Here is a 26,727-nt window from a genome sequence, read left to right as displayed (position 1 = left end):
CTTACTCTTTGATCGCACGAACGGTCGTTTCGGAGTCGCCCTGTGCCTGCCAGAGGGCTGCGTACTCGCCATCGAGGTCGAGTAACTCCTCGTGGGTGCCCGATTCGACGATTTCGCCGTCGTCCATGACGATGATGCGGTCGGCGGTCTGGATCGTCGAGAGCCGGTGTGCGATCACGAACGCTGTCCGGTTCTCGATGAGGCGTTCGAGACTCTCCTGGATCAGTTCTTCTGTCTCCGTATCCACGTCGGAGGTTGCCTCGTCGAAGACGATGATCGACGGATCGTTGAGCAGCGCTCGGGCGATTGCGAGGCGCTGGCGTTGCCCGCCGGAGAGTTTGATCCCTCGCTCGCCGACGAGTGTATCGTATCCTTCCGGTAGATCGCTGATGAACTCGTGGGCCTCGGCGGCTTTCGCGGCCTCGACGACTCTCTTTCTGGCATCCCCGTCCTGCTCGGTGGATTCACCCTTCCACTCCGCTTCTAAGACACCCCGATCACCGTAGGCGATGTTCTCCGCGACGGTTCCCGAGAACAGGTACGGATTCTGCTCGACGATCGCGATCTCCTCGCGCAGCGCCCGGAGCCCGTACTCGCGGACGTCGACACCGTCGACACGTACGGTCCCGGAATCGACGTCGTGGAACCGCGGGAGCAGCTTCAGCAGTGTCGATTTGCCTGCCCCGGTCGGCCCTGCGAGCCCGATCGTCGTCCCGGCCGGGACGTCGAGTGATATATCCCGGAGCACGGGCTCGCGATCGCCGTAGCTGAAGGTCACAGCCTCGAAGGCGACGTCGCCGATCACAGAGTCGGGTTCGTGTGGATCTACCGGTTCGGTCACGGTCGGCTCCCTTCCGAGCAGGCCGAAGACACGCTCTGCGCTTGATTTCGCGAGCTGGTACTTGTTGGCGGACTTCCCGACTCGGCGCATCGGGGAGTACAGCCGGCGCAGATAGAGGAAAAACAAAGCGAAAGCACCCGTCGAGAGCGCGCCGGGGTTGTCGAAGATGATGTCTCTCCCGCCGATGTACAGCACCAGGACGAAGACGACACCGGTCGTCAACCGGAGCGAGGCGAAGAAGGCCCGGCGAATCCGTAGCGCTGCCACTTTCTCGTCGTGATAGCTCTGGCTTTCGTCGGCGACTCGATCACGCTCGAAGGCGTGGCGATTGAACGTCTTGATCACGGCCGTCCCGCCGAGATTGTTCTCCAGACGCGTGTTCAACCGGGCCACCGTCTCCCGGATCGATTTGTACCGTGGCTCGATCCACCGCAGGAACAGACCACTCGCGAGTCCGATGATCGGCACTGGAGCCAGCGCGATCAGTGCCAGCTTCGGCGAGTAGGTCCAGAGCACGACCGAGATACCGCCGACTGTCGCCACAACACGGATCAGCTGGCGGAACTCGGTGTTGAGAAACTGTTCGAGACGGTTGATGTCGCTGTTGAGAATCGACATCATGCCGCCGGTCTGGTGTGAGACGAAAAAGTCCATCGAGAGGTGCTGGATGTGGTCGTAGGTATCGTTGCGGAGATCGCGCTGGACCTTCTGAGCGGCCGACTGGAGCAGATACCGCGAGGCAAACCGGGTCGCCGACCTGACGAGATAGGCCAGGATCGCGATGACGACGAGCTGTTCGAGAAGCGCGATGCGTGCAGCCTCACCGGTTATCTCGCCGCCGGGAACCAGTCCGGCATCTGAGAGCAGCCCGGGTTCGCCGGACTGGAGAACGACGCGGTCGATCGCCGTCGCGACGATGATCGGCGGCACGAGCCTGGCGAACCGTGTCGCGAAGGAGGTGACGACGCCGGCCAGCAATCGCAGCCAGTAGGGCCGGGCGTAGGCGAGCAGGCTGCGGATCGGGTGGCCGTCGAGGGTCTCACGAACGTCCTCGAACCCACCCTGGTCGTCGGACATACCACGCGTTACGAGTACAGGGTTAAATTCTCCCTGTTCGCGCTCGGTTTACAACGATTCGGGATCGAGCCTGCCGACGTACCACCGGATGACGGCGTAGCCAGCGATCGCGACCAGTGTGTATCCGGCGACGTGGGCGAACGTCGTCACGGTCGGACTGTCGACAGCGAGCAATGCAGCCGTCGTCGCCGGATGCTCGGGCAGTGCCGCCGCGCCACCGAACAACAGCAACACGATCATCGAGTACAGCAGCTGTGCTTTCTGGCGTGTCCCCGTGAGCAAGCCGAGCAACAGCCCGATCGCTGTCGTAATCGTCGCCGTCGCGAGGACGAGCAACGCTAGTAACGGAATATACGAGATCGGTATATCGTTGAACTGGAGCAACGCGATCCACAGCAGTGCCTGCAGCGGCGCGAGTAGTATCATCGCGAAGGCTTTGCCGTCGACGATATCAGTAAGCGAGATTGGCGCGACACGCAACAGCTCTAGCGTGCCGCGTTCGATCTCCTCTGTGACTGAGTCGACGACCACCGAGCCACTGATGAAAGGCGGCAAAAAGAGCAGGAGTGGGAGCAGTATGGTGTAGGTGAAGCTGAAATACTGGGTGAAATCTGAGCCAGTGCCGGCTGGGTCGTCGGCGATCTCGACTGGCGAGAACTCCAGATACTCTGTCCGGACGCTGCGTTCGGAGTCTTCGAGATCCGAGAGGAGATCACGCAACGTCACGACGATGAGCGTCGTCTCCAGACTCTCTGCCGGCACCGCTGCATCGACCGCTATCCGGTTGCCCTGTTCGGTCTGTTTACTCCGGGCTGTCAGTGCCGCGTTGACCGCTCTGTTCTCGAACGCTTCGAGAGCCGCTGCCCGACTCTCGTAGACCGTCGCGCTGACAGAGTCGGACTGCGCGATCGCATCCAGGAGCTTGTCCTGCTGGTCCCCGGAGACGCCGACCTCGATCTCACCGCCCGCCGAGCCCGGATCGTACAGCGACGTGAGCCCGACGACGAGAAACGAGGAGAAGGCAGCGATAAATAGCTGGATGATCAGCGCCAGTACGATCGTCTTCTCCCGGCTGAGCGCGGAGATCTCTCGGCCGGCAATCGTCACTCTGCTGTCGCCCGTGATATCGAGTGGATTAAACAAAGCTTCTCACCACCGTAAAGTTGTAGACGAAGTGCACCGCAATCGCGACGGCCAGCGCCAGCAGGTAGGCTCGCCGGTTCTTCCGGGCACCGAGTGCCGAGATGGCTGCCGTCACGATGTGCAAGACCAGCGGTGCGAGCAGGAACAAGATCACCACGGGGCCACTGACATCTGCAACCCCGCCAGAGAGCCCCGCTTCCGCGACGGCCAGATTCTGCAATCCCACGAGCTGGGCGAGCAGGGCGATCTTCTCACCCAGGAAGAAGCCGACACCGCTCGCGATCCCCAGCACGATAGCGACCCTCGCCGTCGCGTCGAACCGGTTGTGGTCGTAGGACGCGTAGATGTGCAGGCTCTTCGCGATCTCCTCGACGACGGCGACGACGACGAGGATGAGTGGAACCGAGAGATCGCCCGTCGCGAAAAGCAACGCGATCGCGAGCAACTGGATAACGAACACGAACGGGATGAGAATCATCGTCATTACCCCGACGTGGTACGGTCGGGAGATCGGCCCCGCGAGCGCGTCGAGAACCTTGCCCGAGATCGACCGCTGGTCGAACATATCCTCCTCGCGGTACAGCCCCGAGCCGAGCCCGAAGAAGACCAGCGCCGAGAGCAAGGGTGGCAGTGTCGAGAAGATGAATCCCTGGAATCCGATCGCCTCCCCCTGGAGATCCCTGACGACCAACGTCAGCGGAGAGATCAGCGCCAGTGAGTCGATATCCGTGAAGATGGCCGGAACGAACGCGTAACTCGTCAGCACGACCGTGATCGTCACCGTGACGAAGGTCAGTTCCTTGAACGACCGGGCAAACATCGAACCCAGGAACGTGGCTCCGAGAAACAGCAACACGAGCGGCATGATGGCGAGCATCGAGATCAGCCCACCCAGTTCGCCGCGTGCGACGTAGACGAGTCCGACCGCGATTGCCCCTTCTGTGACCATCGCTCCCGCGAAGTACGGCAGCGTTTTGCCACCGATGATGTCGAGCCTGGTTACCGGTGAGACGAGTAGCAGTTCACCGCGGCGCTTCAGCCGCTCGGAGAGCATCGTACTCCCGTATGCCTGTATCAGGAAGTTGAGCGGTATCACGAAAATAAAGGCGAGCACCAGCGACTGGAAGGGAAAGGGTGGGTTGATATCCGCAGGCGATCCGGAGAGTTCGTCTTCGGAGAGTGGGCCGGTGACGCCACCAGGTGGTGCACCACCCGTATTCCCGTCAGCTGTGCTGTCGTCGTCTCCCACCGATCCCGTCGCATCGTCCTCGGTGCCAGATTGATCCGTCTCGGAGTCGTCACCGCCGGTGCTGGGAGAGTCGTCGTCCGGATCGGTCGCTGGCGAGTCATCTCCGTCACTGTTCCCACTACCGGCTCCGAGACTCGTGTTCAGCGAGGCCTGCTCACGGAACTGGACAGTTACGGAGACGGGAAAGGCGGCAGTCTGGTTACCCTCCTTTGCGAGTTGCTGATTGTTGTACGTGCTGGCGCTCTCGCGTAACTCCTCGTAGGCGGCTGCTCCTTTGCGACTATCCGCAGGTTCGACACCGCGTTCGCCGATCCAGAGATCGACGGTGCCACGCTCCAGAGCGTCTCGACTGCTCGCCTCACGAACCGTAAACGTGGAATCGTTCGCGACGACGTCGTCGTACTGGCTGTCGTCGTCGACTGCGACGCGGTAGATCCCATCGTCGACGCCGACCCCGCCGACACCGACGACCGGTGCGACGAGAGCCAGGCCCGCGACGGCGACGACGACGACTGCGATCGTTCGTCTGTCGAGTCCGCCGGCGTTTTTCGTCACTTCCCAGCGGGCGATCCGGAGCAGTTTCCGCGGGTTCACTGTCCCGGCCTCCCGGACTGTGCGACGTTCAGGAACACCTCTTCGAGACTGGACTGTTCGGTTCGGATATCGACGACTTCACCCCCGGCCGCCTGTGCCTGCTCGCGTCTCTCGTCGACGGCCTCCATGCTCTCGACGACCGTGCGGTAGCGGCCGTTCTCCCTGACGCTCTCGGGAATCTCGACTGTCGTGTAGACGTGGTAGGTCGTCTCGCCGTACTCGTCCTGTAGCCGGTCGAGATCACCCCGTGCGACGATCTCCCCCTCGTTCATGATGGCGACCCGATCGCAGATCGACTCGACGTGAAACAGGTTGTGTGCACTGAAAATGATCGTCTTCCCTTCCTCGGCCAGACGCTCGGTAAACTCGATAATGTAGTTGGTCGTCAGTGGGTCGAGGCCGCTCGCCGGCTCGTCGTAGATCAACACTTCGGGATCGTTGATCAACGAGCGAGCGATGGCGACTTTCCGTTTCATCCCTTTCGACATATCGCCGAGCTGGCGATTACGGTGCTCCAGATCGAGATCGTCGAGTGTCTCCTCTCTTCGCTCGCGTGCGACGGCAGAATCGACGTCGTACAGATCTGCAAAAAAGTCGAGATAGGTCTTCGGTGTCATCTCCTCGTACAGTGGCGACTCCTCCGGGAGAAATCCGAGCTGGTGGCGCATTTCGGTCTCGCTGACGTCGTAGCCGGCGACCTCCGCCTCGCCGGCGGTCGGTTCGAGCAGCCCCGCGAGCATCTTCAACGTGGTCGTTTTTCCGGCCCCGTTCGGGCCGATAATACCGAACACCTCGCCACGATCGACGCTGAACGAACTCCCCTCGACGGCGACGAATCCTCCGTACTCTTTTCGCAACTCCCACGCCTCGATCATCTATCTATTCGTTTGGTTGCGTGACTGTATATATTTGATTATAGTTGTTATATAATTAATGAGTGCTACCAAAGGAGAAAACCCCCGCGATACGTGTACCGAAGGGTTCTCCGGGGAGTCTCTTGTTTAGGGTAATAATATTTAATTATGGCCCGTTCGAGAAGCGGACAATGGGTGTTTCCCCGGTAGATGCCACACGTCACGATCTCTCGCTTTTCGGGATCGCAGTCGTGCTTTTGATCGGGTTGCTCGTGGCGCAGTTTTCGGCTGTGGGACTGGTGAGTTCCCTGTTCGTCTCCAGTCTCCCGGCAGCAGCCTGTGTCGGCTACGTCCTCTTCTACCGACCTCCAGCCCAGCCCACCGGGTGACGGACTGGTAGTTCGGCGACGAGTGAACAACAGTGTCGAAAATGTCGAAGAATCGAACGTCGAGGTGGTCAACCGTTATCGGGCAGTCTGTGAGGTGTTTCCGTTCTGGGCCTGTTTGACCTGGAGTGCAGCACTGGCAGCGAGTCCGACTGCGAGATCCTCTCGTTCGGTTTCGTCGATGGTGTACTCGCCATCGAGCGAGTAATCAGCGCTTACAATCCCGCCCACAGGTGGGCGGACGGCGACAGTCGCGCGCGGACCGCTCGAACTCTCGACGAGTTCGGAGCCGACGACAAATTCGCCGGGCAGAAGTTCACGTGTGCGCGCAGCAACCGTCGAGAGTTCCTGCCGGAGCGCTTTACGTTGATCGTCGTTTAACTCCGGACTAGACGAACTGTCACCGAAGGAAGTATTGCCATACATTTGCTGTCTCTCTTTTATACGGGACTACCACCTAAAAATCCGGCGACTGGGTCAGCTATTGCAGTGATGTTCGTCACCTACTTGCTTGCCTAGTCCGTACGTACCCGTAATGGAGTATCTGGAGCGCCGTCGGGACCGCATCGAGCAACGACTCGAAGCGGTACTCGAGGAGACTGAACCGGCTGGGCTGCGCGGACAGATGGAACACGTCTCGCTGTCCGGCGGCAAACGTGTCCGACCGACAGTGACGGTGCTGGTCTGTGACGCACTCGATGGCGACATGGACGACGCGATCGATTTCGCCGTCGGTATCGAACTCGTCCACAACGCCTCGCTGGTCATCGACGACATCATCGACGAATCGGAACTGCGCCGTGGCACACCCGCTGCCTGGACGGAGTTCGGCTTCGGTCCTGCGATCACGGCCTCGGACGGGCTGATCGGCGAGGCTTTCGAGCTGTTCTCCTCGAACGAGCGCGCGATGCAGGCTGTCGCCGAAGCGATGGTCCAGCTCGGCGAGGGTGAAGCGACCGAACTCGTCGAGGTGCCGGTCGACGAAGCAGCGTACATGGAGCTCGCACGCCGGAAAACCGGCGCGCTGTTCCGTGCCGCCGCAGAGCTGGGCGCGATTGCCGCCGATGCCGACACCTACACGGTCGAAGCGTTCGGGCAGTACGCAGAACGGGTCGGCGTCGCCTTCCAGATGCGCGACGACGTGCTCGACGCCACCGCGGACGCGAGCCAACTCGGCAAGCCCACGGGCCACGACGCAGCGATGGAACGTCCCTCGCTGGTCGAAGTGACGGATCTCTCACCCGAAGAAGCGACCGAACGGGCACGAGAAGAGTCGACGAAAGCCCTCGAAGCCCTCGAAGCGACCGAGGCAGCTGATTCGGAGGCGAAAGCGTATCTCCGCGAATTCGCGGAGTTCGTCGTCGAACGCGACAGGTGAGCGATGGACCAGCGGTCTGTTGTCACCGGATTTCTCCGGAACGACGGCGACGTGCTCCTGTTGCAGCGGAGTGAGGACGTCGGTAGCTATCGGGGCAAGTGGGCGGCCGTTTCTGGATATGCGGAGGGCGACCCTGACAGTCAGATCGAGCGGGAGATCCGCGAAGAAACGGGACTCGACCCGGAATCGGACTGCCAGCTACTGACTGCTGGTGATCCATTCGAGGTCGTAGACGAGGACCTGGGCCGCACGTGGCGTATCCATCCGTATCTCTTCGACTGTACTCACCGGGCTGTCCAGACAGACTGGGAGTCGACAGAGTTCGAGTGGGTCTCTCCAACAAAAATACTCGACCGTGAGACTGTGCCCGACCTGTGGCGGTCCTACGACCGGGTTCGACCGACAGTAGTGACCGTCGCATCTGACAGTACACATGGCTCTGCATACATCTCACTTCGCGCGCTGGAGGTTTTACGGGACGAGGCCGCGCTCCTCGCAAGGGGGCGGGAGAGTGAGTACGACTCTGTGGAGGCCGTCGGCAGCGAACTACTGGCGGCCCGCCCAGCGATGACGGTCGTCAGAAACCGTGTGAACCGGGTCCTCTCCAAGGGCTCCACGGTCGAACCGGCCGAAGTCGAATCCAACGCCAGGGATGCGATTAAATCCGCCATCGAGGCAGATCGTGGTGCTGCGACAACCCTCGGTGCAGCGATCACGGATAAGCGCGTGGCGACCCTCTCCCGGTCCGGGACAGTCCTCGCAGCCATCGACGAGGGGGAACCCGGGGCAGTACTCCTGGCGGAGAGCCGGCCTGGCAGTGAGGGCACCGAGGTCGCGGAACAGCTCTCCTCGGAACTGGACGTGACGCTGACCAGTGATGCGGCCTTTCCTCACACGCTCGTCGAGTGGGAAGCTGACTGTTTCGTCGTCGGTGCAGATACTGTCTTCAGCGATGGCTGTCTTATAAATAAGGTTGGCACTCGCCCTGGAGCGCTGTCGGCGACGGACGCAGACGTTCCCGTCCTCGTCGGCACTGCAACCGACAAGATCAGTCACGAACGGACGATCGATCTGGAGGAGCGGGCAGCCAGCGAACTCTACGACGGGACGGCACCGATCACCGTCGAAAACCCGACGTTCGATCTGACACCACCCTCGGCGATCGATCAGTTCGTCACAGAACGCGGATCGTTCGATCCCGGCGAGATCGAGTCGCTGGCAGCCGAACACGAACAGCGTGCGGGCTGGCAGGAGTAAACCCGGGGACGTCGATTCACCCAAAGGGACACACATATAAGCGGGGACGAGGTAAACGCGTATACTATGGGTAAAAAGTCGAAAGCGAAAAAGAAGCGTCTCGCGAAACTGGAAAACCAGAACGTCCGCGTTCCGGCGTGGGTCATGGTCAAAACCGACCGTGACGTCATGCGCAACCCGAAACGACGCCACTGGCGACGGAGTGACACGGACGAATGAGCGCGAGTGATTTCGAGGAGCGCATCATCACGGTGCCGCTTCGCAAAGCACGGAAGGGCTCACAGACAAAGGGTGCCGGCAAGGCTATGTCGGTCGTCAGAGAGCATCTCGCGCAGCATTTCTCGGTCCCCGAAGACGCTGTCCGTCTCGATCCCTCGATCAACGAGGCAATCTGGGCGAACGGTCGATCGAAGCCACCGAGCAAGATCAGGATTCGCGCGGCGCGCTTCGAGGAGGAAGGCGAAGGCGTCGTCGAAGCAGAACCCGCAGAGTAACGTTGCTCCGCGCGGCATTTGCAGGGTCGCCGTATATTGGCGTGTTTGCCAGGGCGACCAACGACTGTCTGCTCGTTCGGCCGGACATCGAGGCGGATCTCCGCGAGGCCTGCGGTGAGGAACTCGCTGTCCAGGTAGTCCCGACTACGGTCGGTGGCTCCGGCACTGTCGGGGCTCTGGCTGTCGGCAACAGCAACGGACTGCTCGTCAGCAACCGCTTGCGGGAGCGCGAACGGGAGCAGATCGCCGAAGCGACCGAGCTGTCGGTGACCGAGCTTCCCGGACGCATCAACGCTGCCGGCAACGTCGTGCTCGCGAACGACAACGGGGCGTACGTCCACCCTGATCTCCCCCGGAAATCCGTCCAGGCTGTCAAAGACGGGCTGGATGTCCCGGTCCAGCGGGGCGATATCGCCGGGGTCCGGACCGTCGGCACCGCCGGCGTCGCGACGAACCGCGGTGTGCTCTGTCACCCGAAGTCGACCGACGAACAGCTCGACGAGATCGAGGCCCACCTCGATGTCCCTGCTGACATCGGAACGATCAACTACGGTGGCCCGCTCGTCGGCTCCGGACTGATCGCAAACGACTCCGGATACATCGTCGGCAACGACACCTCCGGCCCGGAACTTGGCCGGATCGACACCGCGCTCGGCTACGCCACTGACTGAATCTGATATTTTATCTCGTGGTATAAATCCCGACGTATACCAGTAAGGTACGCCGTTTTTGCCGGATTCTCCCGGAAAAAATTACCCCAAAGCAACAACCAGCTTTAACTTTGAAGCGCCCAAAATTGTGTTGTGAACGACCCCCAGCTCGAACAAGGGAAGGCCATCCACAAGGAGACAGGCCAGACCTTCTATTATGCGACACGGTTGCTTCCGGAGCGCATCCGTGAGCAAACGTACGTTCTGTATGGATTTTTCCGGATCGCCGACGAGGTCGTCGATGACGGTGCCGGCACGACGGCGGCCGAGCAGCGTGCGCAACTCGAAGAGATTCGGTCGGCAGCACTCGGAGAGGGCGATATCGACGAGCCAGTAATCGAAGCCTTCGATACAGTTCGTGCACAGGCGGGGATCACCGACGAGGAGGTCGACAAGTTCATCGACGCCATGCTGATGGACGTTGATACCGACCGCTACGAGAGTTACGAGGATCTCGAGGCGTATATGCGGGGCTCAGCCGCTGCGGTCGGCAATATGATGACTGCAGTGATGGACGTCGATCATCCGGAGCGCGCACGGCCACACGCCATGGCACTCGGCGAGGCCTTCCAGCTGACGAACTTTATCCGGGACGTCCGGGAGGATATCCGTGAACTCGACCGGATCTACCTCCCGATGGAGACACTGGACAGATATGGTATCTCCGCCGAAGAGATCGAACGCGAGGAGTGTACCCCCGAGTTCCGGCGTGCGATCCAGTCGGAGCTTCGACGGACTGAAAATCTCTACCGCGAGGGTGTCAAGGGGATCGAACATCTCCCCGAAGACTGTCAGTTCGCGGTCCTGCTGGCTGCTGTTCTCTATGCGGAACACCACAAACTGATCCGCGAACGGAACTTCGACGTTCTCTCTTCTCGCCCCAGTCTCTCCAGAGCCCGCAAACTGTGGATGGTCGCACGCACCTGGTGGAACTGGCGGCGGTACGGCGATCCAGTGACCGTGTTTCGGAACGTCAGTGCGATCCCGACCGACGAAGGCTACTCCGATGAAGCCGAACACGGCGTTCCATCTCCGGAATAACTGTCTATCGACCCGGAATCGTCCTGCCGACGTCGAAATCGAACCTGTCGAGACGCAACAGTGACAGACCGAACAGGGCCGCGATCACGGCCGGAATCCAGGCCCCGTAGAAGACGTTGATCGTCCCCCACAGGAGGACGAAACTCACCATGTCGTCGAGCATATATTCACAGCCTGTTATGCGGTCGAGCAACGCCGTTCTGGGGAAGGCGATATCGATCAAAACCGTCGCAACGACCGCGCTGAGGACCCAGCCCGCGTAGTTTATCGCCGGAACACCGTAGAACACGCCGTCGGAGAATTCCCAGAACCCAAGCGCCACCGCGGCCGGATCGAGCACCAGATCGATCGCGACGACTGTCGCCGCGACGACCGGGAGTCGGATCACGGCCCGTCTGGCACTCTCGCCGAGCAGGAGCACGGTGAGCAGGTAGCTGTTGACGACGAGCGGGATGAAAAACAGCGGAAGCGCGTACGGGATCGTCCCGAACAGCATCGGCCCGAGCGAGACGACGTAGCTGAACTCCCCGTACGGGAGCCCTGTTGTCGCACCGACGTATTCGATCGCGTAGGTGTAGCTGATCAACGCCAGCAGCGCTGCGCCCGCACGACGGTCGACCAGTGGAGCGAGCCCCGAGATGAGCGGCAGTCGCATCACGAAGACGCCGAAGAGGACGAAATACGGGTTGAATGCAAGCGGATCTGGCAGTACACCCTCCGCACTTGCCAGCAGCGTAATCGCGCCGACGACTGGAAAGACGACCGCGATCGTGAACCGGTTGTTCGAGACCAGCTCGTCGAGTGACTGCTCGAACGCGGCTCTATCGCGGAGTGCACGCTCGACCTGTTCCAGCGTCGTTCCGGACTCTGGCCCATCAGACATAGAGCATCCTCCAGATGCCCCCCAGCGAGAGTACCGTTCCAGCGACGAAGTTGAGAAACGGGAACCACCAGTATGCGCGGTCCACGTCGATCTCTGCCACCACGATCCCGGCGGTGAAGAGCGGATAGATACCGAAGACTGCGGCGAAGAACGGATGGACTAGCCCCATCAGCACAGCGGCACCGAGCCAGCAGCCCGCGCAGTAGGCGTAGGTTTGTTTCTTCCCGAGCACTGTCGCTGTCGTCCGGATTCCGGCCGCTCGATCCGGCTCTATATCCGGAATCGCCGAGAAGGTGTGCATCCCCATCGTCCAGAGCCAGCTCCCCGCGATCACGAGCGCGGGCGGCAAACTGCCAGTGACTGCAGCGTAGGCCACCAGCCCGGGCATTATGTAGAGTCCGTTCGAGACCGAATCCAGTAGCGGCTTGGTTTTCAGGCGGACGGGCGGTGCGCTGTAGGCAGTTCCGAGCAGGTAGAAGCCGGCCAGGGCTGCTGTCGCTTCTCTGGGTAGAAACGGAACGAAGCCGACACCCACCAGGGCTGCGATGACGACCGTCGCCATCACACCAATGCTGCCCTGAAACTGGAGTTCGCGTCCACCCTCCGACTTTTTGGGATTGAGCTGGTCGATGTCGGCGTCGAAGATGTCGTTGATCCCGTACAGGAAAATATTTGCCGGGATCAGGAAGTACAGAAACAGTTCGACAGTCAGTGGCGTGAAGAGATCGGCCTGCGACGACGCGCCGTAGACGACACCGACGATGACCGGGCCGGCGAGATAGAACCAGAAGCGGGGTCGCGAGAGCCAGAACAGATACCCCAGGAACGTCTGCTCCGAGGGCGCAAGCGCCGACAGCCTGTCACCGACGTCAGTCACGATGTACCACCCAGTCAGTGATCCAGGATATTACATTGCCCGGTTATCAGTCCTGTGACGGCGTCAGCGTGCCCTGGTCTTCGATCAGCGCGTCGGCTGCGTGCTGGCCGCTGATCAGACACATCGGCACGCCGATCCCCGGCGTCGTGAACGATCCGGTGAAGTACAGCCCATCGACCGCCGAGGAGCGGTTGTTCGGACGCAGGAGCGCAGTCTGGCGGAGCGTGTGTGCCAGCCCGAGCGCAGTGCCCTGCGTGGCGTTGTACCGGCTGGCGAAATCGGAGACACAGAACTGCTCTTCGGTGACGATCCGGTCGTGGAGTTCGACGCCAGTGTTCTCGGCGATATCGTCGAGGATTTTCTCGCGGTATTTCTCGCGGACGCGCTCGCTGTCGGAGAGTCCCGGCGCGACCGGGACCAGCACGAAGAGGTTGCTGTGTCCCTCCGGCGCGACGCTGTCGTCTGTTTTCGAGGGGACACAGATGTAGTATGCTGGCTCGTCGGGCCACGCCGGGTTGTCGAATATCTGCTCGAAGTGGCTGTCCCAGTTTTCGGGCAGGACCAGCGTGTGGTGACGGAGTTCCTCGACGTCGCCCTCGACACCCATGTACAGGAGGTACGCGGAGGGTGCGTAGGTCCGTTTCTCCCAGTAGCCCTCGTCGTACTGGCGTTCGTGTTCCGGCATGAGATCCTGCTCGACGTGGGCGTAATCCGCGTTGACCACCACGTTGTCGAAACGGAACTCCTGCTTTCCGTCCTCGATTTCGAGCTGGAACGAATCTTTGCCCTTCGTCAGGCTCGTCACTTCGCTGTCCGTCTCGTAGGTCACGCCCAGTTCCTCGCCGAGATCGACCACCGCGTCGACGACACCGCCGAGTCCGCCCTCGGGGTAGTAGACGCCGAGATTGAAATCGACGTGGCTCATGATGTTGTACAGCGCCGGCGTGTTCTTCGGCGCGCCACCGAGGAACACAAGCGAGTACTGCATGATCTGCTGGAGTTTCGGATTCTCGAAATACTCCTCGACGTAGCTCTGCATTGAGCCGGTCAACTTGAGCCCCACAGGAGCCGCTCGCATCACGTCCGGATCGACCCAGTCCCGGAGTTTCGATCGATCCTCGTAGACGAACTGCTCCATCGAGATCTCGTAGTGCTCCTGGCTGGTGTCGAGATACTCCTCGAAGCGGTCGCCAGCGCCGCCCTCGTAGGATTCGAACACGTTGCGCATGTGCTCGCGGTCACCGCGGACGTCGATCTGATCGCCGTCTTTGAAGAAGATCCGGTAGTGTGGATCGAGCTGTTCCAGCTCGTAGTAATCCGACGGCTCGTGATCGAAGTGGGCGAAAAACCGTTCGAAGACGTCGGGCATGAGATACCACGACGGCCCCATATCGAACGTGAATCCATCCTTCTCCAGCCGGCTCGCCCGGCCGCCGAGTTGCTCGTTTTTTTCCAGTAGCGTCACGTCTGCACCGGCGTCTGCCAGATAGCAGGCCGTAGAGAGTCCACCGAACCCGCCACCGACGACACCGACCGTCTTCCCGGAGAGGTCTGCCATACGTCGGTGTTAGGGTGGATCACGGTTAAACGGTCCTTTCCCCGACGGTTGTGCCGGAATCGACGGCACGATCTCCCGAGCCGTGCGTTCCAGTCTGCAGTCGGTCGGGGGCGGCACCTGTATCAGAACTGACTTGCAGCCCTCTGTTCATATTCTAGGTATGACTCGATTCCAGAACACGGCCCAACCGGACTGGGACTGGTGGGGCCGACTGTGGCCGACGCCCGGCGAAACGCTGCGAGCGCTCGGCGTTCGCGAGGGAATGACTGTAGCAGAGATCGGCTGCGGGAACGGCTACTTTGTGTTGCCCGCCGCTCGGATAACCGATCCCGAGACTGTCTACGCACTCGATATCGAGCAGTCACTGCTCGACGAACTCGCTGACCTGGCTGCTTTGCAGCGGATCGAAAACATCGAATTCTGCTGTGGTGATGCCCGGGAGTTGACACAGCATCTCCCCGAACCAGTCGACTGTGTCGTAATTGCGAACACGTTCCACGGCGTCGGCGACCAGGCTGAGCTCGTCAAGGCGGTTTTCGACGCCCTCGCTCCCGCTGGTCGGCTTATCGTTATCAACTGGCACGACGAGCCGAGTGAACAGACGACGATTGCTGGCGAGTCTCGCGGCCCGCCGACCGAACTTCGGATGTCTCCCGACGAAACGGAGACTGCAGTACTCGAGGCGGCTGGATTCTCCCGAACTGATTACGTCGAGCTACCGCCGTATCACTACGCGCTCGTCTTCGAGCGATAGCCGTGTGGACGGAGCGTTCGAGCCCGGGACACAAGTCTTATGTACATCTCTGTCCATTAGTGTTCAGTAATGGACGATAGAGAGGAGGTCGCACCGGCGGTCCAGTCGATTCTGGAAACCGCCCGGGAGCGCGACGAGAACGGTGAGCGAGTGAACGTCGACGCCCGGTCGCTTTCCGACGCCTTCGCGCGGGCCGAGGCGGAGGGGCGCGTTCCGATCATCGCCGAGGTCAAACCCACCTCGCCGACGACCGACGGGGAGCGCGACGACGACCCGGTCGAACTGGCCGAAGAGATGGTCGCAGGTGGGGCCAGCGCGCTCTCGGTACTGACGGAACCGGACCATTTCGGCGGCACGCCCGAGAATCTGGAACGAATCCGGGAGGCTGTCGACGTCCCAGTGCTTCGGAAAGATTTCGTCCTCCGGGAGGAGCAACTGGATACTGTCGCGGCCGATATCATCCTGTTGATCGCCCGGTTCGTCGACGACCTGACGGGACTTCTCGACGCAGCCGCTGATCGGGGGTTTCAGGTACTCGTCGAGATACACTCGACCGAGGAACTGGAGGAAGCCGTCGACGCGGGCGCGGATATCATCGGTGTCAACAACCGCGATCTGGCAAAACTGACGGTCGATCTGGCGACCTTCGAAACTGTTGCTCCGGAGGTCCCAGAGGGCGTGACGCTCATCGCCGAGAGCGGAATCAGCGACCCCGAGGACGTGCGCCGGATGCGTGGGGCCGGTGCCGATGGCCTACTCGTCGGGTCGGCGATCATGGACGGTGACGTGCGGACGAACACCGAGGAACTAACGGCAGTGGAGCGCACACAGGAGACACAATGAGTACGGATAGCAAATTTGGCGAGTATGGCGGACAGTACGTGCCGGAGGCGTTGATGCCGGCGATCGAAGAACTCACAGACGCATACGAGCGGTACGTCCTCGAAAACGCCGAGGGCTTCATGGACGAGTTCCACCAGCGGATAGCGGATTTCGGCGGCCGACCGCTGCCGCTCCAGCACGCAGAGCAACTCTCTGAACGGTACGACACCGCGGTCTATCTCAAACGCGAGGATCTGCTCCACGGCGGCGCACACAAACTCAACAACGCCCTCGGGCAGGTGCTGCTGGCGAAGTACATGGGGAAAGAGCGCATCATCGCCGAGACTGGCGCAGGCCAGCACGGCACCGCCACGGCGATGGCTGCGGCCCACCTCGATATGCCGTGTGAGATCTACATGGGCGAGACCGATATCGCCCGACAGCGACCCAACGTCTTCCGGATGCGGACGAACGGCGCGGAGGTCAATCCGGTCACCACGGGTCGGGGCACGCTCAAGGAGGCGATCAGTGAGACGATGCGTGACTGGGCGACGACCGTCGAGAACACCCACTACGTGATCGGTTCCGTCGTGGGTCCACATCCGTTCCCCGCGATGGTTCGGGATTTCCAGGCTGTGATCTCCGAGGAGGCCCGCGAGCAGATCCAGGAGAAAGAAGGTCGACTCCCGGACAGTGTTCTGGCCTGTGCGGGCGGCGGCTCGAACACGATGGGTACCTTCCATCATTTCGTCGACGATTCCGAGGTCGACCTCTACGCCGTCGAGGCCGGTGGCTCCTCGCTCGATGTCGACGAAGAAGCCGGCGTCGCGCCGAACTCGGCGTCACTCTCGACCGGCGAGGAGGGGGTTCTCCACGGCGCGCGGACGAAACTGCTCCAGGACAGCGACGGCCAGATCATGGAATCTCATTCTGTCTCTGCAGGCCTCGACTACGCGGGTGTCGGGCCGGAGCTCGCCCACCTCGTCGACGAGGGCAGGGTGCACCCGGTCAACGTCCCCGACGAGCTAGCACTCGAAGCCTTCCATCGGCTCTCCCAGGACGAGGGGATCATTCCGGCGCTGGAGACCGCTCACGCCTTCGGTTATCTCGAAGCCATGGAAGGCCCTGACTCCGACGAGACCAGCGATGATCTCGGCGACATCGTCGTCGTCAACGTCTCTGGACGCGGCGACAAAGATCTGGAGACCGTGATCGAGGAGACCGGGAACCGCGACCTCGATATGGCACCCGACATGACGCTGTTCCGCGAACTCGGGGGTGGTGGCCTGTGAGCCTCGAATCCGCTTTCGCTGACGAGGCTGCCTTCGTCCCGTACCTCGCGGCCGGCGACCCATCCTACGAGGCCTCCATCGAGTACGTCGAGGCACTGGAACGTGGCGGGGCTGACGCGATCGAACTCGGCCTCCCCTTTTCGGAACCGATCGCGGAAGGATCCACCATCCAGGAAGCGATCGTTCGCGCGCTCGATGCCGGCATGACCGTCGAGCGGTATCTGGAGTTCGTGACCGAACTCGACGTGGATGTCCCGCTGGTCTGTATGACCTACTACAACCTGATCTACCAGTACGGTGACGAGGAAGGGCCACGGCCGTTCGTCGAGGCTGCTGCGGAGGCTGGTATCGAGGGCTTCGTCGTGCCGGATCTCCCGGCGGAGGAGGCTGGCCCGCTGCGCGAGGCCTGCGACGAGTTCGGCCTGGATCTCGTCTTCATCGTCGCGCCGACGACCGAGGGCGACCGACTCGATGCGATGCAGGAACACGTCTCGGGATACGTCTACGTCCAGGCGCGACTCGGGACGACGGGTGCGCGCGACGATGTCTCCGACCATACCGAACGTTCGCTGGCCCGGATCGCTGACTGGGACGTCCCGAAAGCGGTCGGTTTCGGGATCAAGACCGGCGAACACGCCGACCGGATCGTCTCGGCCGGCGCGGATGGTGTGATCGTCGGCTCCGCACTCGTCGATATCGTCGCAGCAGGTGCGGAAGACGGAGAGGATACCGCCGTCGTCGCGGACCGACTCGAAGAGAAAGCACGGGAGCTGAAAGAGGGCGCACTGGCAGGTGCCCCCCCACAGGCCGGGCGATGAACGAGCCGGCAGGCCACCCGACGAGTGGGATAGGCGCAACGCGGGCCGCAACCGGAACGCCCATTAAGATACTTGCCAGACCATGACACAATGACAGCCGGGAAATCTGCACGACTCGACAGAATCGGGACAGGTGGCAAACACCTGATCGTCCCGATGGACCACGGAATCACACTCGGACCAGTAACGGGACTGGTCGATATCGAATCGACGATCGACGCGGTCACCGACGGCGGCGCCGACGCCGTGTTGACCCAGAAAGGGATCGCACCACGCGTTCACCCCAACAAAAACGGTGCAGGCTACATCGTCCACCTCAATGGTTCGACGTCGATCGGCCCCGACGAGAGTGACAAGCGAATGACCGGGACAGTCAAAGACGCTATCAGGGCCGGCGCTGACGCTGTCTCGGTTCACCTGAACGTCGGCAGCGAGTACGAACCGGAGCAGATCACCGACCTCAGCGAGGTGACCAGCACGGCCGAGGAGTACGGCATTCCAGTGCTCGCGATGACCTACGCCCGCGGCCACGACGTCCGGGCGGAGGGCGAGGGCTTCGGTGAGGATCTGGCACACGCGACGCGACTGGGCGAGGAACTCGGTGCGGACGTGATCAAAACTGCCTACTCGGGCGATCCGGACACCTTCGAGCAGGTCGTCGAGGGCACGCGTCTCCCTGTCGTCATCGCGGGCGGCAGCAAGGGGACTGATATGGAGACGCTGTCGATGGTTCGTGGCGCGATCGATGCCGGTGCAGCAGGCGTGTCGATGGGCCGCTCTATCTTCCAGCACGACGACCCGCGCGGCATCACTGAAGCGATCGCAGCAGTCATCCACGAGGATGCGACCCCCGAGGACGCAGCACGGCAGGCTGGACTCACCGTCGAAGCCTGAACGCTCGTTTTTTCTCGTCGTCCACTACTGGAAACCGCCACCCGTCACACCGCTGGGTGTCGACGACCTGGACTCGTCGAGTCGGTCGAAGATGCCATCGAACTCGTCGGGACGCTGTTCCTCCGTCGCGTAGAAGTACAGCGACGTTTTGACGATTCCGCGGAGCGTCGAGGAGAGCAACTGTGCGATCAACACGCCAACGACGAACAGCGGGATTCCGAGCAGCGGCTGTCCGGCCACGAACAGCAGGTAGGCTCCTGGACCGAGTGCTGGCAGGGCGGCGATCAGTCCAACGAGACTGACACCGGCGAGACTGATCGGCGTCTCACCGAACGTGTCCTTGAACAGCCCTGCGCTCCGTTCGAACATCTCTCTGATCGACGGCTGTTCGAAGACGATCACCGGGATGACGAAAAACGTCATCAGCGTCCACGCGATGCCGAAGATGGCCGAGAGGATCTGGCCGACCATCGAATCGGACTCGGAGATCGCATCGAGGACGAGTCCGACAGTCGCGCTGATGAACGCCCAGACGAACAGCGGTCCCTTGACCGCCCAGGCACCGTCGATTCCCTCCCGCAGTCCTGGCTCTTCGCCACCGAGCACAGCCCGGGTCTGGTGGACCAGTGCTGCAGTAAAAAACGACGTTATAAATGCAGTTCCCAGATACAGTGCTCCGATCACCGCAACACCGACAACCTGTGTGGTCGTTGTCCCGGCGTCGAGTGACAGGACCCCGAGCATCGGCGTCATGACGAGTGCGAGAAAGGCAAGCCCGAACAGGCCGCTCAACACCGGAAACAGGGCGAGTCTTGGGTGTGACCGCATCACACCCACACTGTGTTTGATGAGTGTGACCGCTGTTTTGAACCGCTCGATCAATCGCATAGATACGTCTATTCACTCTGCGCCAATAAATAGGGAGATACTGTTTCGGCTCTCGAAACACGGGGTTGATCTCCGGTATCACGGCGGGTTGCGGAATCCTTTTTATGATGCTGGCGCTTGAAGTGACCAACAGATGGCAGGGAGTACGACATGACGATGGGCGAGCGGATCGAGGAGCTCCGAAAGCGCCGCGAGGAGGCGCGAAAAGGCGGCGGCGAGGACCGGATCGAGGCTCAACACGAGAAAGGAAAACTCACCGCCCGGGAGCGGATCGAGTACTTCCTGGACGACGGCAGCTTCACCGAGTTCGATCAGTTCCGGACCCACCGGACTCACACCTTCGATATGGACGAAAAGCAGGTTCCGGGCGACGGTGTGGTGACGGGCTACGGCGAGGTCAACGGCCGGACGGTGTTCGTCTTCGCACACGATTTCACCGTCTTCGGTGGCTCGTTGGGTGAAGTGTTCGCCGAGAAAGTGACGAAGGTGATGGACAAGGCGATGGAGACCGGCGCACCGGTCGTCGGTCTCAACGACTCCGCGGGCGCACGAATTCAGGAGGGGATCGACTCACTCGCCGGCTACGCGGAGATTTTTCACAGAAATCAGCTCGCGAGCGGCGTCATCCCCCAGATATCGGCGATCATGGGGCCGTGTGCCGGCGGCGCGGTCTACTCGCCGGCGATCACCGATTTCATCATGATGGTCGAGGAGACCAGCCACATGTTCATCACCGGGCCGGACGTGATCGAGACGGTCACCGGTGAAGAGGTGGGCTTCGACGAACTCGGCGGGGCGAGCACCCACGCCTCCGAATCCGGCGTCTCCCAGTTCACAGCGGCCGACGAGGAGGAGGCCCTCGACGATATCCGGTATCTCCTCTCATACCTTCCACAGAACAACGTCGAGGACCCACCACGACTCGATCCGTGGGACGATCCCGAGCGCCGGGACGAGGAGCTACGCTCCATCGTGCCGGATCAGCCACGGAAACCGTACGACATCGTCGACGTGATCGACCGCGTCGCCGACGAGGGGTCGTTTTTCGAAGTTGCCGAAGGATTCGCTCGCAACATCGTCACGGGCTTCGCCCGACTGGATGGCCACTCGATCGGTGTGGTTGCCAACCAGCCACGGGTCAACGCCGGCACGCTCGATATCGACTCCTCCCGGAAGGCAGCCCGATTCGTCCGGTTCTGTGACGCGTTCAACATCCCGATTCTTACCTTCGTCGACGTGCCGGGATTCATGCCGGGGACCGATCAGGAACACAACGGCATCATCGTCCACGGTGCGAAACTGCTGTATGCCTTCTCCGAGGCGACAGTTCCTCTGATGACCGTCATCACGCGGAAGGCCTACGGTGGAGCCTACGACGTGATGGCGTCGAAACACATCGGCGCGGACGTCAACTACGCCTGGCCCTCGGCGGAGGTGGCGGTGATGGGGCCGAAAGGCGCTGTCAACGTGCTCTACAGCGACGAACTCGAAGCAGCGGACGATCCGGACAGCCGCCGCCGGGAGTTGATCGACGAGTACCGCGACCAGTTCGCAAACCCCTACACGGCCGCAGACCGCGGTTTCGTCGATGCGGTAATCGAACCCGAGGAGACACGGCCACAGTTGATCAGCGATCTGGAGATGCTCCGCTCAAAGCGGAAATCGGGGCCGGACAAGAAACACGGGAACATCCCACTGTAGGACGATGAGTGATACACAGAGAACGATCGACGGGCGACGGCTCCGATTTCCGGACGCAGTATCGACGGCCGAAGCGGCCGCGATTACTGCAGCAGTCGAGGCGTACAGCCGGGAACGAACTACAGCAGCAGACAGCGACGATGCGTCGGACACCGACGACTGGAATGGGAACCGGTTCGCGTTCGCTGGTCGACTCGAAGCACTCGGCGGCGAGTCCAAACGTGTCCCACAGAACGCACCGACAGACAGATGGACAGCAGCAGGGCGGGCTGACAGGTACGAACCATGACAGACAAAACCTTCGAAAAAGTGCTGATCGCGAACCGTGGCGAGATTGCGGTCCGCGTCATGCGCGCATGTACGGATATTGGCATCGAGACCGTCGCCGTCTACAGCGAGGCGGACAGACACGGCAGCCACGTCCGCTACGCCGACGAGGCGTACAACGTCGGACCGGCACGGGCGGCAGACTCCTACCTCGACCACGAGGCGATCATCGACGCCGCGAAGCGATCCGGTGCAGACGCGATCCACCCAGGCTACGGCTTCCTGGCCGAGAACGCAACGTTCGCGTCGAAAGTCGAGGCGACAGAGGGTGTCACCTGGATCGGCCCGTCGAGCGACGGAATGGCAGATCTCGGCGAGAAGACGAAAGCCCGGAAGATCATGGACGAGGCGGACGTTCCCATCGTCCCCGGGACGACCGATCCGGTCGACGAACCCGAGGAGGTCGAGGCTTTCGCCGACGAGCACGGCTATCCGGTCGCGATCAAGGCCGAGGGGGGCGGTGGCGGACGGGGAATGAAGGTCGTTCACGGTCCCGAGGCTGTCGAGGAAGAGCTAGAGAGCGCGAAACGAGAGGGTGAGGCGTACTTCGACAACGACTCGGTGTATCTGGAGCGGTATCTCGAAACCCCGCGCCACGTCGAGGTCCAGATTCTCGCAGACCACCACGGCAACGTCCGCCACCTCGGTGAGCGTGATTGCTCCCTGCAGCGCCGTCACCAGAAGGTAATCGAGGAAGCTCCCTCGCCGGCACTCTCCGACGAACTGCGCGAACAGATCGGGGAAGCCGCACGGCGCGGCGTCAGCGAGGCCGAGTACGTCAACGCCGGCACCGTCGAGTTCCTCGTCGAAGAAGACCCCGACAGGGATCCCTCGGAGCCGCTCGGCCCCGAGACGAACTTCTACTTTCTCGAAGTCAACACCCGGATCCAGGTCGAACACTGCGTGACAGAGGAGATCACTGGGATCGATATCGTCAAGTGGCAACTCCGGATCGCGCAGGGAGAGCAAATCGACTACGATCAGGCGGATGTCGAGATCGACGGCCACGCGATCGAGTTCCGGATCAACGCCGAGAACGCGGCCGAGGAGTTTGCGCCAGCCACCGGCGGGAAACTGGAAACCTACGATCCGCCGGGCGGGATCGGTGTCCGTGTCGACGACGCGCTCCGGCAGGGCGACGATCTGGTGACCGATTACGACTCGATGGTCGCCAAACTCATCGTCAGCGGCGGCGACCGCACGGAGACGATCGCCCGAGCCAGGCGCGCCCTCGCGGAGTACGAGATCGACGGCATCGTGACGATCATTCCGTTCCACCGCCTCATGATGGACGACGACCGATTCGTCGACGGCACCCACACCACGAAGTATCTCGACGAGGAGATCGACCGCAGCCGGATCGAGGAGGCACAGGCACAGTGGGGAAGGGAGACAGCCACAGCGGAGACGGACGAAGAGGTGGTCCAGCGCCAGTACACCGTCGAAGTCGACGGGAAGCGTTTCGAGGTCGAACTCGAAGACCGTGGTGGGGTACCGATCCAGCGGGAACCCAGTAGCGAGCAGACACAGCGCCCGGAGCGCGCTGGCCCGGGTGACGACGACTCCGAGAGTGCGACTGTCAGCGCGGAGGGTGAGACCGTCACGGCGGAGATGCAGGGAACGATCCTGGAAGTGAACTTCGAGGACGGTGACGAGGTCGCTGCAGGTGACGTGCTCTGTGTGCTCGAAGCGATGAAGATGGAAAACGACGTCGTCGCCGAGTACGGCGGGACGATCGCACAGGTCGCGGTTTCGGCAGGAGAAAGCGTCGATATGGGCGATCTGTTGTTCGTTATCGAGTGAGTTTCGTCTCTCTCTGCCGTCTAGGCCAGGTCGGCAGTACTCGCGGTTCCGGTGACGATCACGGTTCGGCCGTCGACTTCCGTTTCGACGCTGTCGATCGCAGACTCGGTTTCGACGACGCTGTCGCCGACAGCCGATTCGTTCTCACTGGCTTCCGCTTCGGTCTCGTAGGTGATTCCTGAGGTGTATTCGGACTCCTCTTCGCCGAGATCGATCCCCGCTGCACCGGCGACGGCGTTGCCAGTCGGATCTGTCTGTAGCATTTCTGGTTCGAGCTGTACCTGCCCGATGGTCGGATCGCCGACGATGTCTGCCAGTTTGTTCAGGGTATCGTTGCTGTCGAATACCGACGAGCCATCACCGCTTTCTATTCCGGTCGCAGTCTCGTAGAGCTCACGGCCGGTCCCGAACACCAGCACCTCGTCGTTGGTTCCGTAGTAGAAGGTTCCCTGCTCGGCCTCCGCCTCCAGTGTCTCGAAGCCGTTGATCGCGTCTATCTCCGAAATCTGCTGGAACTGACTCTCGATCTCTGCTCGCACGTCGTCGAGTACGAACGGACCATAGATCATCCCGTAGCCGTTCCCCTGGAGGCCCGGTGTCCCGAGGGTGACGTTGAGGGCGTACTCGACTTCGTCCGGACCGAGTCCGAGAAACTCGTTTTCGGACGTGACACCGGCGTAGTTTTCGTTGGCTGCGAGCGCGCTGATCTTCTGGATATTCGCACTGACCGGTCGCTCGTCAGTTTCGGCGACCAGATCGGTGTATCGTCCACCAGTGGATCCACCATTTCCCGAGCCATCCCCATCGCCCAGAATTTCGCTACATCCGGCGATTGCAACTGCCGAGAGTGTCGTACTGGCCGCGAGGAAACCGCGTCGTGATTGCATACCTACTCACACTTCTTTTCGGTTAAGTATATTCTGCCTTCCTGTCGCCTGGTCGGTCGAGGATACTCCGAGTGCCGCTGTGGGGACTGAGGCCGTCAGAACGATTGCACGCCCGTCCACAGCTGTTTTGTGATCCCAGATCGTCTCCCGCGTCCGTGTCGCCTCCCTTTTGAAGGCTGTTTCATACTCCCTCGCAACCGCTTCGGTTTCGTATACAGCGGCGACCCTGTAACCGGATTTCCCGGATCGAACCTCTGCCCCCCGCCCATCTGCGACCGGGTTACCGGGGAGATTTTCGCCTGTCTCTCCGATCGAAACCGTGACCCAGTCGAGATCTCCGAGTGTCCTGGCAAGCTTTTCGAATTCACGGTAGTCCTCGACGAGCGACGGTATCTCACCACGTACGCCGTCGATAGCCTGCTCGTAGTCGTTCGGATCGGTCGCGACGACGACTGTCCCGTCGTTAACTCCGTACAGAGCTGAAGAATCTGCCGACTCCGTTTCGAAGGTTTCGAAGTTCCCGTAGTGTCCCCTCTGTAGAGGGCCGTCGAATCCCGACGCGACCGTCTCGCCTTCGAACGATCCCTGCAATATCCAGTATCGGTCTTCTGACGCGGTCTCAGGAGAGAGGTCAACAGCAACGATATCCTCGATGTTGGTCGCGTCGATCCCCAAAACCGTGTCGAGTGTGTCGAAATCTTCGAACGCGACGTCACGGAGTGGCTGAAATCTGTACCCTCGGATAGAGAGGGGCTGTTCTGCTGCGCCAGCCGTCAGCTCTGCGTACCGTCGGGATGAGACAGATCCGGAACTCTCAGTGCATCCCGCGAGCGCCAGCGAAGCAACTACTGTGCTGGCCCCGAGAAACTGGCGGCGTGATTGCATTGTCAGTTCCAAATCGATACGGGAAGATATATTTTGATACTAGCGCTGTGCGAAACAGCCATCGTATCGTTTCGCTGGTACAACTGTTTGTTCTTTCGTCGACAGTATTAATCCACGCCAGACCGATGTATAGCCATGGCAATCGCTCGCCACGAACGAGGACTCCGAGCGGATCTGTCGGCGTTACTGTCCCAGATTCATCCAGTGTTTATGCTGCCGCCGCTTGCCGCGTCGTGGTTCGGTGCCGTCGTCGCGGGCGAGTTCGCAATCACGGTCGGCGTGGTTCATATGACTGCGATGTTTTTTGCGGTGTATACAGCACACATCAAAGATGGGTACATCGACTTCTATCATCGGGGTGAGGACGACGATCACCCACTGACGAGCCGTGGCTGTCGACTTGCGCTGGGTGGTGCTGCGGTCGGGTTTGTCCTCTGTACCGCAACGCTGGGTGTCGTCGTCGGTCCGGGTGCTGCACTCCTCACACTGCCGACCTGGTTTATCGGCTATCTGCACGCGCCACAGCTGGATACGAACCCGATCACCACGACGCTTGGCTATCCGACTGGAATCGCACTCGCGATCCTCGGTGGGTTCTACGTTCAGACGACGACTATCTCCGTGGAGATCGCCGGATTTGCTGTGATCTTTCTCGTAACGCTCGCCGGTGTGAAGATCATCGACGACGAACAGGATTACGACTACGACCAGTCCATCGACAAACAGACTGTCTCGGTGTTTCTGGGACGACACCGTGCGCGAGCACTCGCCACTACGCTGCTGTGGATCGGCATGATCGGCGTGCTGTGGGGGACACTCGGTGGCCTCTTTCCACCGTCGACACCGGCGGCAGCTATCGCCTTCGGATCGATCGTACTCGTCGCGCGCCGGGCCACGCCGACGATCGCGACGATGCTTCTGATCCGCGGTGCGTACGTCTTTCTGGCCCTCCTGCTGGTAGCGGTCTGGTTTCGCCCGCTCTCGGGGACGATGCTCCCGGATATCACCATCCTCGGTGAGTACACCTACCTCGCGACGGAGGTGTTTTTCGGGGCCGTCGCCTTCGGACTGCTGGCGTATGCAGATGCATTCTACAGTGCAGCCCGGACGATCGTCGCGCTGTACCCGCTCGCGTACGTCTGGGACTGGTACACGCTCGAAGTCGGCGTCTTCGATATCACGATGCGGACTGGCTACGAACTCGCCGGGATTCCGATCGAAGAACACATCTTCATGATCGTCGTTCCGGCACTGGTGATCGGTCTCCACGAAGCGTTGCGGAGTGCCTCGGCCGAATCCAGACCGGCTGAATGA

27 protein-coding genes are annotated in these 26,727 nt (G+C 61.4%); 16 read left to right on the top strand and 11 right to left on the bottom strand.

The window, feature by feature from the left end; genetic code table 11:
• Nucleotide 1: 1 nt before the first annotated feature.
• From EOW68_RS11540 to EOW68_RS11525, 4 genes are read right to left on the bottom strand one after another with little or no spacing between them, the layout of a single operon-like run.
• The gene (locus EOW68_RS11540; protein ID WP_128225314.1) at nucleotides 2-1,918 is read right to left on the bottom strand and encodes an ABC transporter ATP-binding protein; all 1,917 of its coding nucleotides are present in this window, start codon (nucleotides 1,916-1,918) and stop codon (nucleotides 2-4) included.
• Nucleotides 1,919-1,966: 48 nt separating this feature from the next.
• A complete protein-coding gene (locus EOW68_RS11535; RefSeq protein ID WP_431358892.1) occupies nucleotides 1,967-3,061 on the bottom strand; it encodes an ABC transporter permease in 1,095 nt (364 codons plus the stop codon).
• The gene (locus tag EOW68_RS11530) at nucleotides 3,054-4,904 is read right to left on the bottom strand and encodes a PrsW family glutamic-type intramembrane protease (protein ID WP_128225313.1); all 1,851 of its coding nucleotides are present in this window, start codon (nucleotides 4,902-4,904) and stop codon (nucleotides 3,054-3,056) included. Before EOW68_RS11530 ends, EOW68_RS11535 begins: the two co-directional genes overlap by 8 nt.
• Nucleotides 4,901-5,779, bottom strand: coding sequence for an ABC transporter ATP-binding protein (locus tag EOW68_RS11525; protein WP_128225312.1), 879 nt, complete (start codon nucleotides 5,777-5,779; stop codon nucleotides 4,901-4,903). The genes EOW68_RS11530 and EOW68_RS11525 overlap by 4 nt, the downstream gene beginning before the upstream one ends.
• Before the next feature lie 170 nt (nucleotides 5,780-5,949).
• On the opposite strand from EOW68_RS11525, the gene EOW68_RS11520 reads away from it, so the two are divergent.
• Complete coding sequence (locus EOW68_RS11520; protein WP_128225311.1) at nucleotides 5,950-6,147, top strand: DUF8015 family protein; 198 nt, start codon at nucleotides 5,950-5,952, stop codon at nucleotides 6,145-6,147.
• A 75-nt stretch (nucleotides 6,148-6,222) separates the two neighbouring features.
• On the opposite strand, the gene EOW68_RS11515 is transcribed toward EOW68_RS11520, so the two are convergent.
• The gene (locus tag EOW68_RS11515) at nucleotides 6,223-6,570 is read right to left on the bottom strand and encodes a DUF5811 family protein (RefSeq protein WP_128225310.1); all 348 of its coding nucleotides are present in this window, start codon (nucleotides 6,568-6,570) and stop codon (nucleotides 6,223-6,225) included.
• A 109-nt stretch (nucleotides 6,571-6,679) separates the two neighbouring features.
• Between EOW68_RS11515 and EOW68_RS11510 the strand changes: the two genes are divergently transcribed.
• The 6 genes from EOW68_RS11510 (at nucleotide 6,680) to EOW68_RS11485 (ending at nucleotide 11,024) form a co-directional block, all read left to right on the top strand.
• Nucleotides 6,680-7,522 (top strand): polyprenyl synthetase family protein, encoded by an 843-nt coding sequence (locus tag EOW68_RS11510; RefSeq protein ID WP_128225309.1) that lies wholly within the window; start codon nucleotides 6,680-6,682, stop codon nucleotides 7,520-7,522.
• 3 nt (nucleotides 7,523-7,525) lie between these two features.
• Nucleotides 7,526-8,779 (top strand): eIF2B alpha/beta/delta subunit family protein, encoded by a 1,254-nt coding sequence (locus EOW68_RS11505; protein ID WP_128225308.1) that lies wholly within the window; start codon nucleotides 7,526-7,528, stop codon nucleotides 8,777-8,779.
• Between the two features lie 66 nt (nucleotides 8,780-8,845).
• Nucleotides 8,846-8,998 carry a 50S ribosomal protein L39e gene (locus EOW68_RS11500; RefSeq protein ID WP_128225307.1) on the top strand — a complete coding sequence of 51 codons (153 nt, stop codon included), beginning with the start codon at nucleotides 8,846-8,848 and terminating at the stop codon, nucleotides 8,996-8,998.
• Entirely contained in the window at nucleotides 8,995-9,273 is a 279-nt protein-coding gene (locus EOW68_RS11495) for a 50S ribosomal protein L31e (protein WP_128225306.1), read from the top strand. The genes EOW68_RS11500 and EOW68_RS11495 overlap by 4 nt, the downstream gene beginning before the upstream one ends.
• Nucleotides 9,274-9,275: 2 nt before the next feature.
• Complete coding sequence (locus EOW68_RS11490) at nucleotides 9,276-9,944, top strand: translation initiation factor IF-6 (RefSeq protein WP_128225305.1); 669 nt, start codon at nucleotides 9,276-9,278, stop codon at nucleotides 9,942-9,944.
• A 132-nt stretch (nucleotides 9,945-10,076) separates the two neighbouring features.
• Nucleotides 10,077-11,024 (top strand): phytoene/squalene synthase family protein, encoded by a 948-nt coding sequence (locus EOW68_RS11485; RefSeq protein WP_128225304.1) that lies wholly within the window; start codon nucleotides 10,077-10,079, stop codon nucleotides 11,022-11,024.
• A gap of 4 nt (nucleotides 11,025-11,028) precedes the next feature.
• Here the strand turns inward: EOW68_RS11485 and cruF are convergent, their stop codons facing one another.
• Genes cruF through EOW68_RS11470 form a run of 3 tightly spaced genes read right to left on the bottom strand, consistent with a single transcriptional unit; the run spans nucleotide 11,029 to nucleotide 14,342 of the window.
• Nucleotides 11,029-11,907, bottom strand: coding sequence for a bisanhydrobacterioruberin hydratase (gene cruF / locus EOW68_RS11480; protein ID WP_128225303.1), 879 nt, complete (start codon nucleotides 11,905-11,907; stop codon nucleotides 11,029-11,031).
• Nucleotides 11,900-12,784: a prenyltransferase gene (locus EOW68_RS11475; RefSeq protein WP_431358891.1), complete on the bottom strand. Its 885-nt coding sequence runs from the start codon at nucleotides 12,782-12,784 to the stop codon at nucleotides 11,900-11,902. The genes cruF and EOW68_RS11475 overlap by 8 nt, the downstream gene beginning before the upstream one ends.
• A gap of 46 nt (nucleotides 12,785-12,830) precedes the next feature.
• Complete coding sequence (locus EOW68_RS11470) at nucleotides 12,831-14,342, bottom strand: phytoene desaturase family protein (RefSeq protein ID WP_128225301.1); 1,512 nt, start codon at nucleotides 14,340-14,342, stop codon at nucleotides 12,831-12,833.
• A gap of 160 nt (nucleotides 14,343-14,502) precedes the next feature.
• On the opposite strand from EOW68_RS11470, the gene EOW68_RS11465 reads away from it, so the two are divergent.
• From EOW68_RS11465 to EOW68_RS11445, 5 genes are all read left to right on the top strand, one after another.
• The gene (locus EOW68_RS11465; RefSeq protein ID WP_128225300.1) at nucleotides 14,503-15,096 is read left to right on the top strand and encodes a class I SAM-dependent methyltransferase; all 594 of its coding nucleotides are present in this window, start codon (nucleotides 14,503-14,505) and stop codon (nucleotides 15,094-15,096) included.
• Between the two features lie 69 nt (nucleotides 15,097-15,165).
• Nucleotides 15,166-15,939: an indole-3-glycerol phosphate synthase gene (gene trpC / locus EOW68_RS11460; protein ID WP_128225299.1), complete on the top strand. Its 774-nt coding sequence runs from the start codon at nucleotides 15,166-15,168 to the stop codon at nucleotides 15,937-15,939.
• The gene (gene trpB / locus EOW68_RS11455; protein WP_128225298.1) at nucleotides 15,936-17,210 is read left to right on the top strand and encodes a tryptophan synthase subunit beta; all 1,275 of its coding nucleotides are present in this window, start codon (nucleotides 15,936-15,938) and stop codon (nucleotides 17,208-17,210) included. Before trpC ends, trpB begins: the two co-directional genes overlap by 4 nt.
• Entirely contained in the window at nucleotides 17,207-18,028 is an 822-nt protein-coding gene (gene trpA, locus EOW68_RS11450; protein WP_128225297.1) for a tryptophan synthase subunit alpha, read from the top strand. Before trpB ends, trpA begins: the two co-directional genes overlap by 4 nt.
• A 90-nt stretch (nucleotides 18,029-18,118) precedes the next feature.
• Nucleotides 18,119-18,922, top strand: a complete 804-nt coding sequence (locus EOW68_RS11445; RefSeq protein ID WP_128225296.1) for a 2-amino-3,7-dideoxy-D-threo-hept-6-ulosonate synthase — start codon at nucleotides 18,119-18,121, stop codon at nucleotides 18,920-18,922.
• A 24-nt stretch (nucleotides 18,923-18,946) separates the two neighbouring features.
• Here the strand turns inward: EOW68_RS11445 and EOW68_RS11440 are convergent, their stop codons facing one another.
• The gene (locus tag EOW68_RS11440) at nucleotides 18,947-19,810 is read right to left on the bottom strand and encodes a DUF6159 family protein (RefSeq protein WP_128225295.1); all 864 of its coding nucleotides are present in this window, start codon (nucleotides 19,808-19,810) and stop codon (nucleotides 18,947-18,949) included.
• A 156-nt stretch (nucleotides 19,811-19,966) separates the two neighbouring features.
• On the opposite strand from EOW68_RS11440, the gene EOW68_RS11435 reads away from it, so the two are divergent.
• From EOW68_RS11435 to EOW68_RS11425, 3 genes are read left to right on the top strand one after another with little or no spacing between them, the layout of a single operon-like run.
• Nucleotides 19,967-21,511 carry an acyl-CoA carboxylase subunit beta gene (locus EOW68_RS11435; protein WP_431358902.1) on the top strand — a complete coding sequence of 515 codons (1,545 nt, stop codon included), beginning with the start codon at nucleotides 19,967-19,969 and terminating at the stop codon, nucleotides 21,509-21,511.
• Between the two features lie 4 nt (nucleotides 21,512-21,515).
• Complete coding sequence (locus tag EOW68_RS11430) at nucleotides 21,516-21,800, top strand: DUF8022 family protein (RefSeq protein ID WP_431358890.1); 285 nt, start codon at nucleotides 21,516-21,518, stop codon at nucleotides 21,798-21,800.
• Complete coding sequence (locus EOW68_RS11425; RefSeq protein WP_128225293.1) at nucleotides 21,797-23,641, top strand: acetyl-CoA carboxylase biotin carboxylase subunit; 1,845 nt, start codon at nucleotides 21,797-21,799, stop codon at nucleotides 23,639-23,641. Before EOW68_RS11430 ends, EOW68_RS11425 begins: the two co-directional genes overlap by 4 nt.
• Nucleotides 23,642-23,661: 20 nt before the next feature.
• Here EOW68_RS11425 and EOW68_RS11420 read toward each other — a convergent pair whose 3' ends face one another.
• Nucleotides 23,662-24,528, bottom strand: a complete 867-nt coding sequence (locus EOW68_RS11420; protein WP_128225292.1) for a hypothetical protein — start codon at nucleotides 24,526-24,528, stop codon at nucleotides 23,662-23,664.
• Between the two features lie 6 nt (nucleotides 24,529-24,534).
• Nucleotides 24,535-25,413, bottom strand: a complete 879-nt coding sequence (locus EOW68_RS11415) for a hypothetical protein (RefSeq protein WP_128225291.1) — start codon at nucleotides 25,411-25,413, stop codon at nucleotides 24,535-24,537.
• 135 nt (nucleotides 25,414-25,548) lie between these two features.
• On the opposite strand from EOW68_RS11415, the gene EOW68_RS11410 reads away from it, so the two are divergent.
• Entirely contained in the window at nucleotides 25,549-26,727 is a 1,179-nt protein-coding gene (locus tag EOW68_RS11410) for a UbiA family prenyltransferase (protein WP_128225290.1), read from the top strand.

The sequence above is a fragment of the Halovenus amylolytica genome, assembly GCA_004015825.1.
In the GTDB taxonomy this organism is placed as follows: domain Archaea; phylum Halobacteriota; class Halobacteria; order Halobacteriales; family Haloarculaceae; genus Halovenus; species Halovenus amylolytica.
Note: the sequence above shows the minus strand (reverse complement) of the source record. Positions and strands in the feature narration are given on the sequence as shown.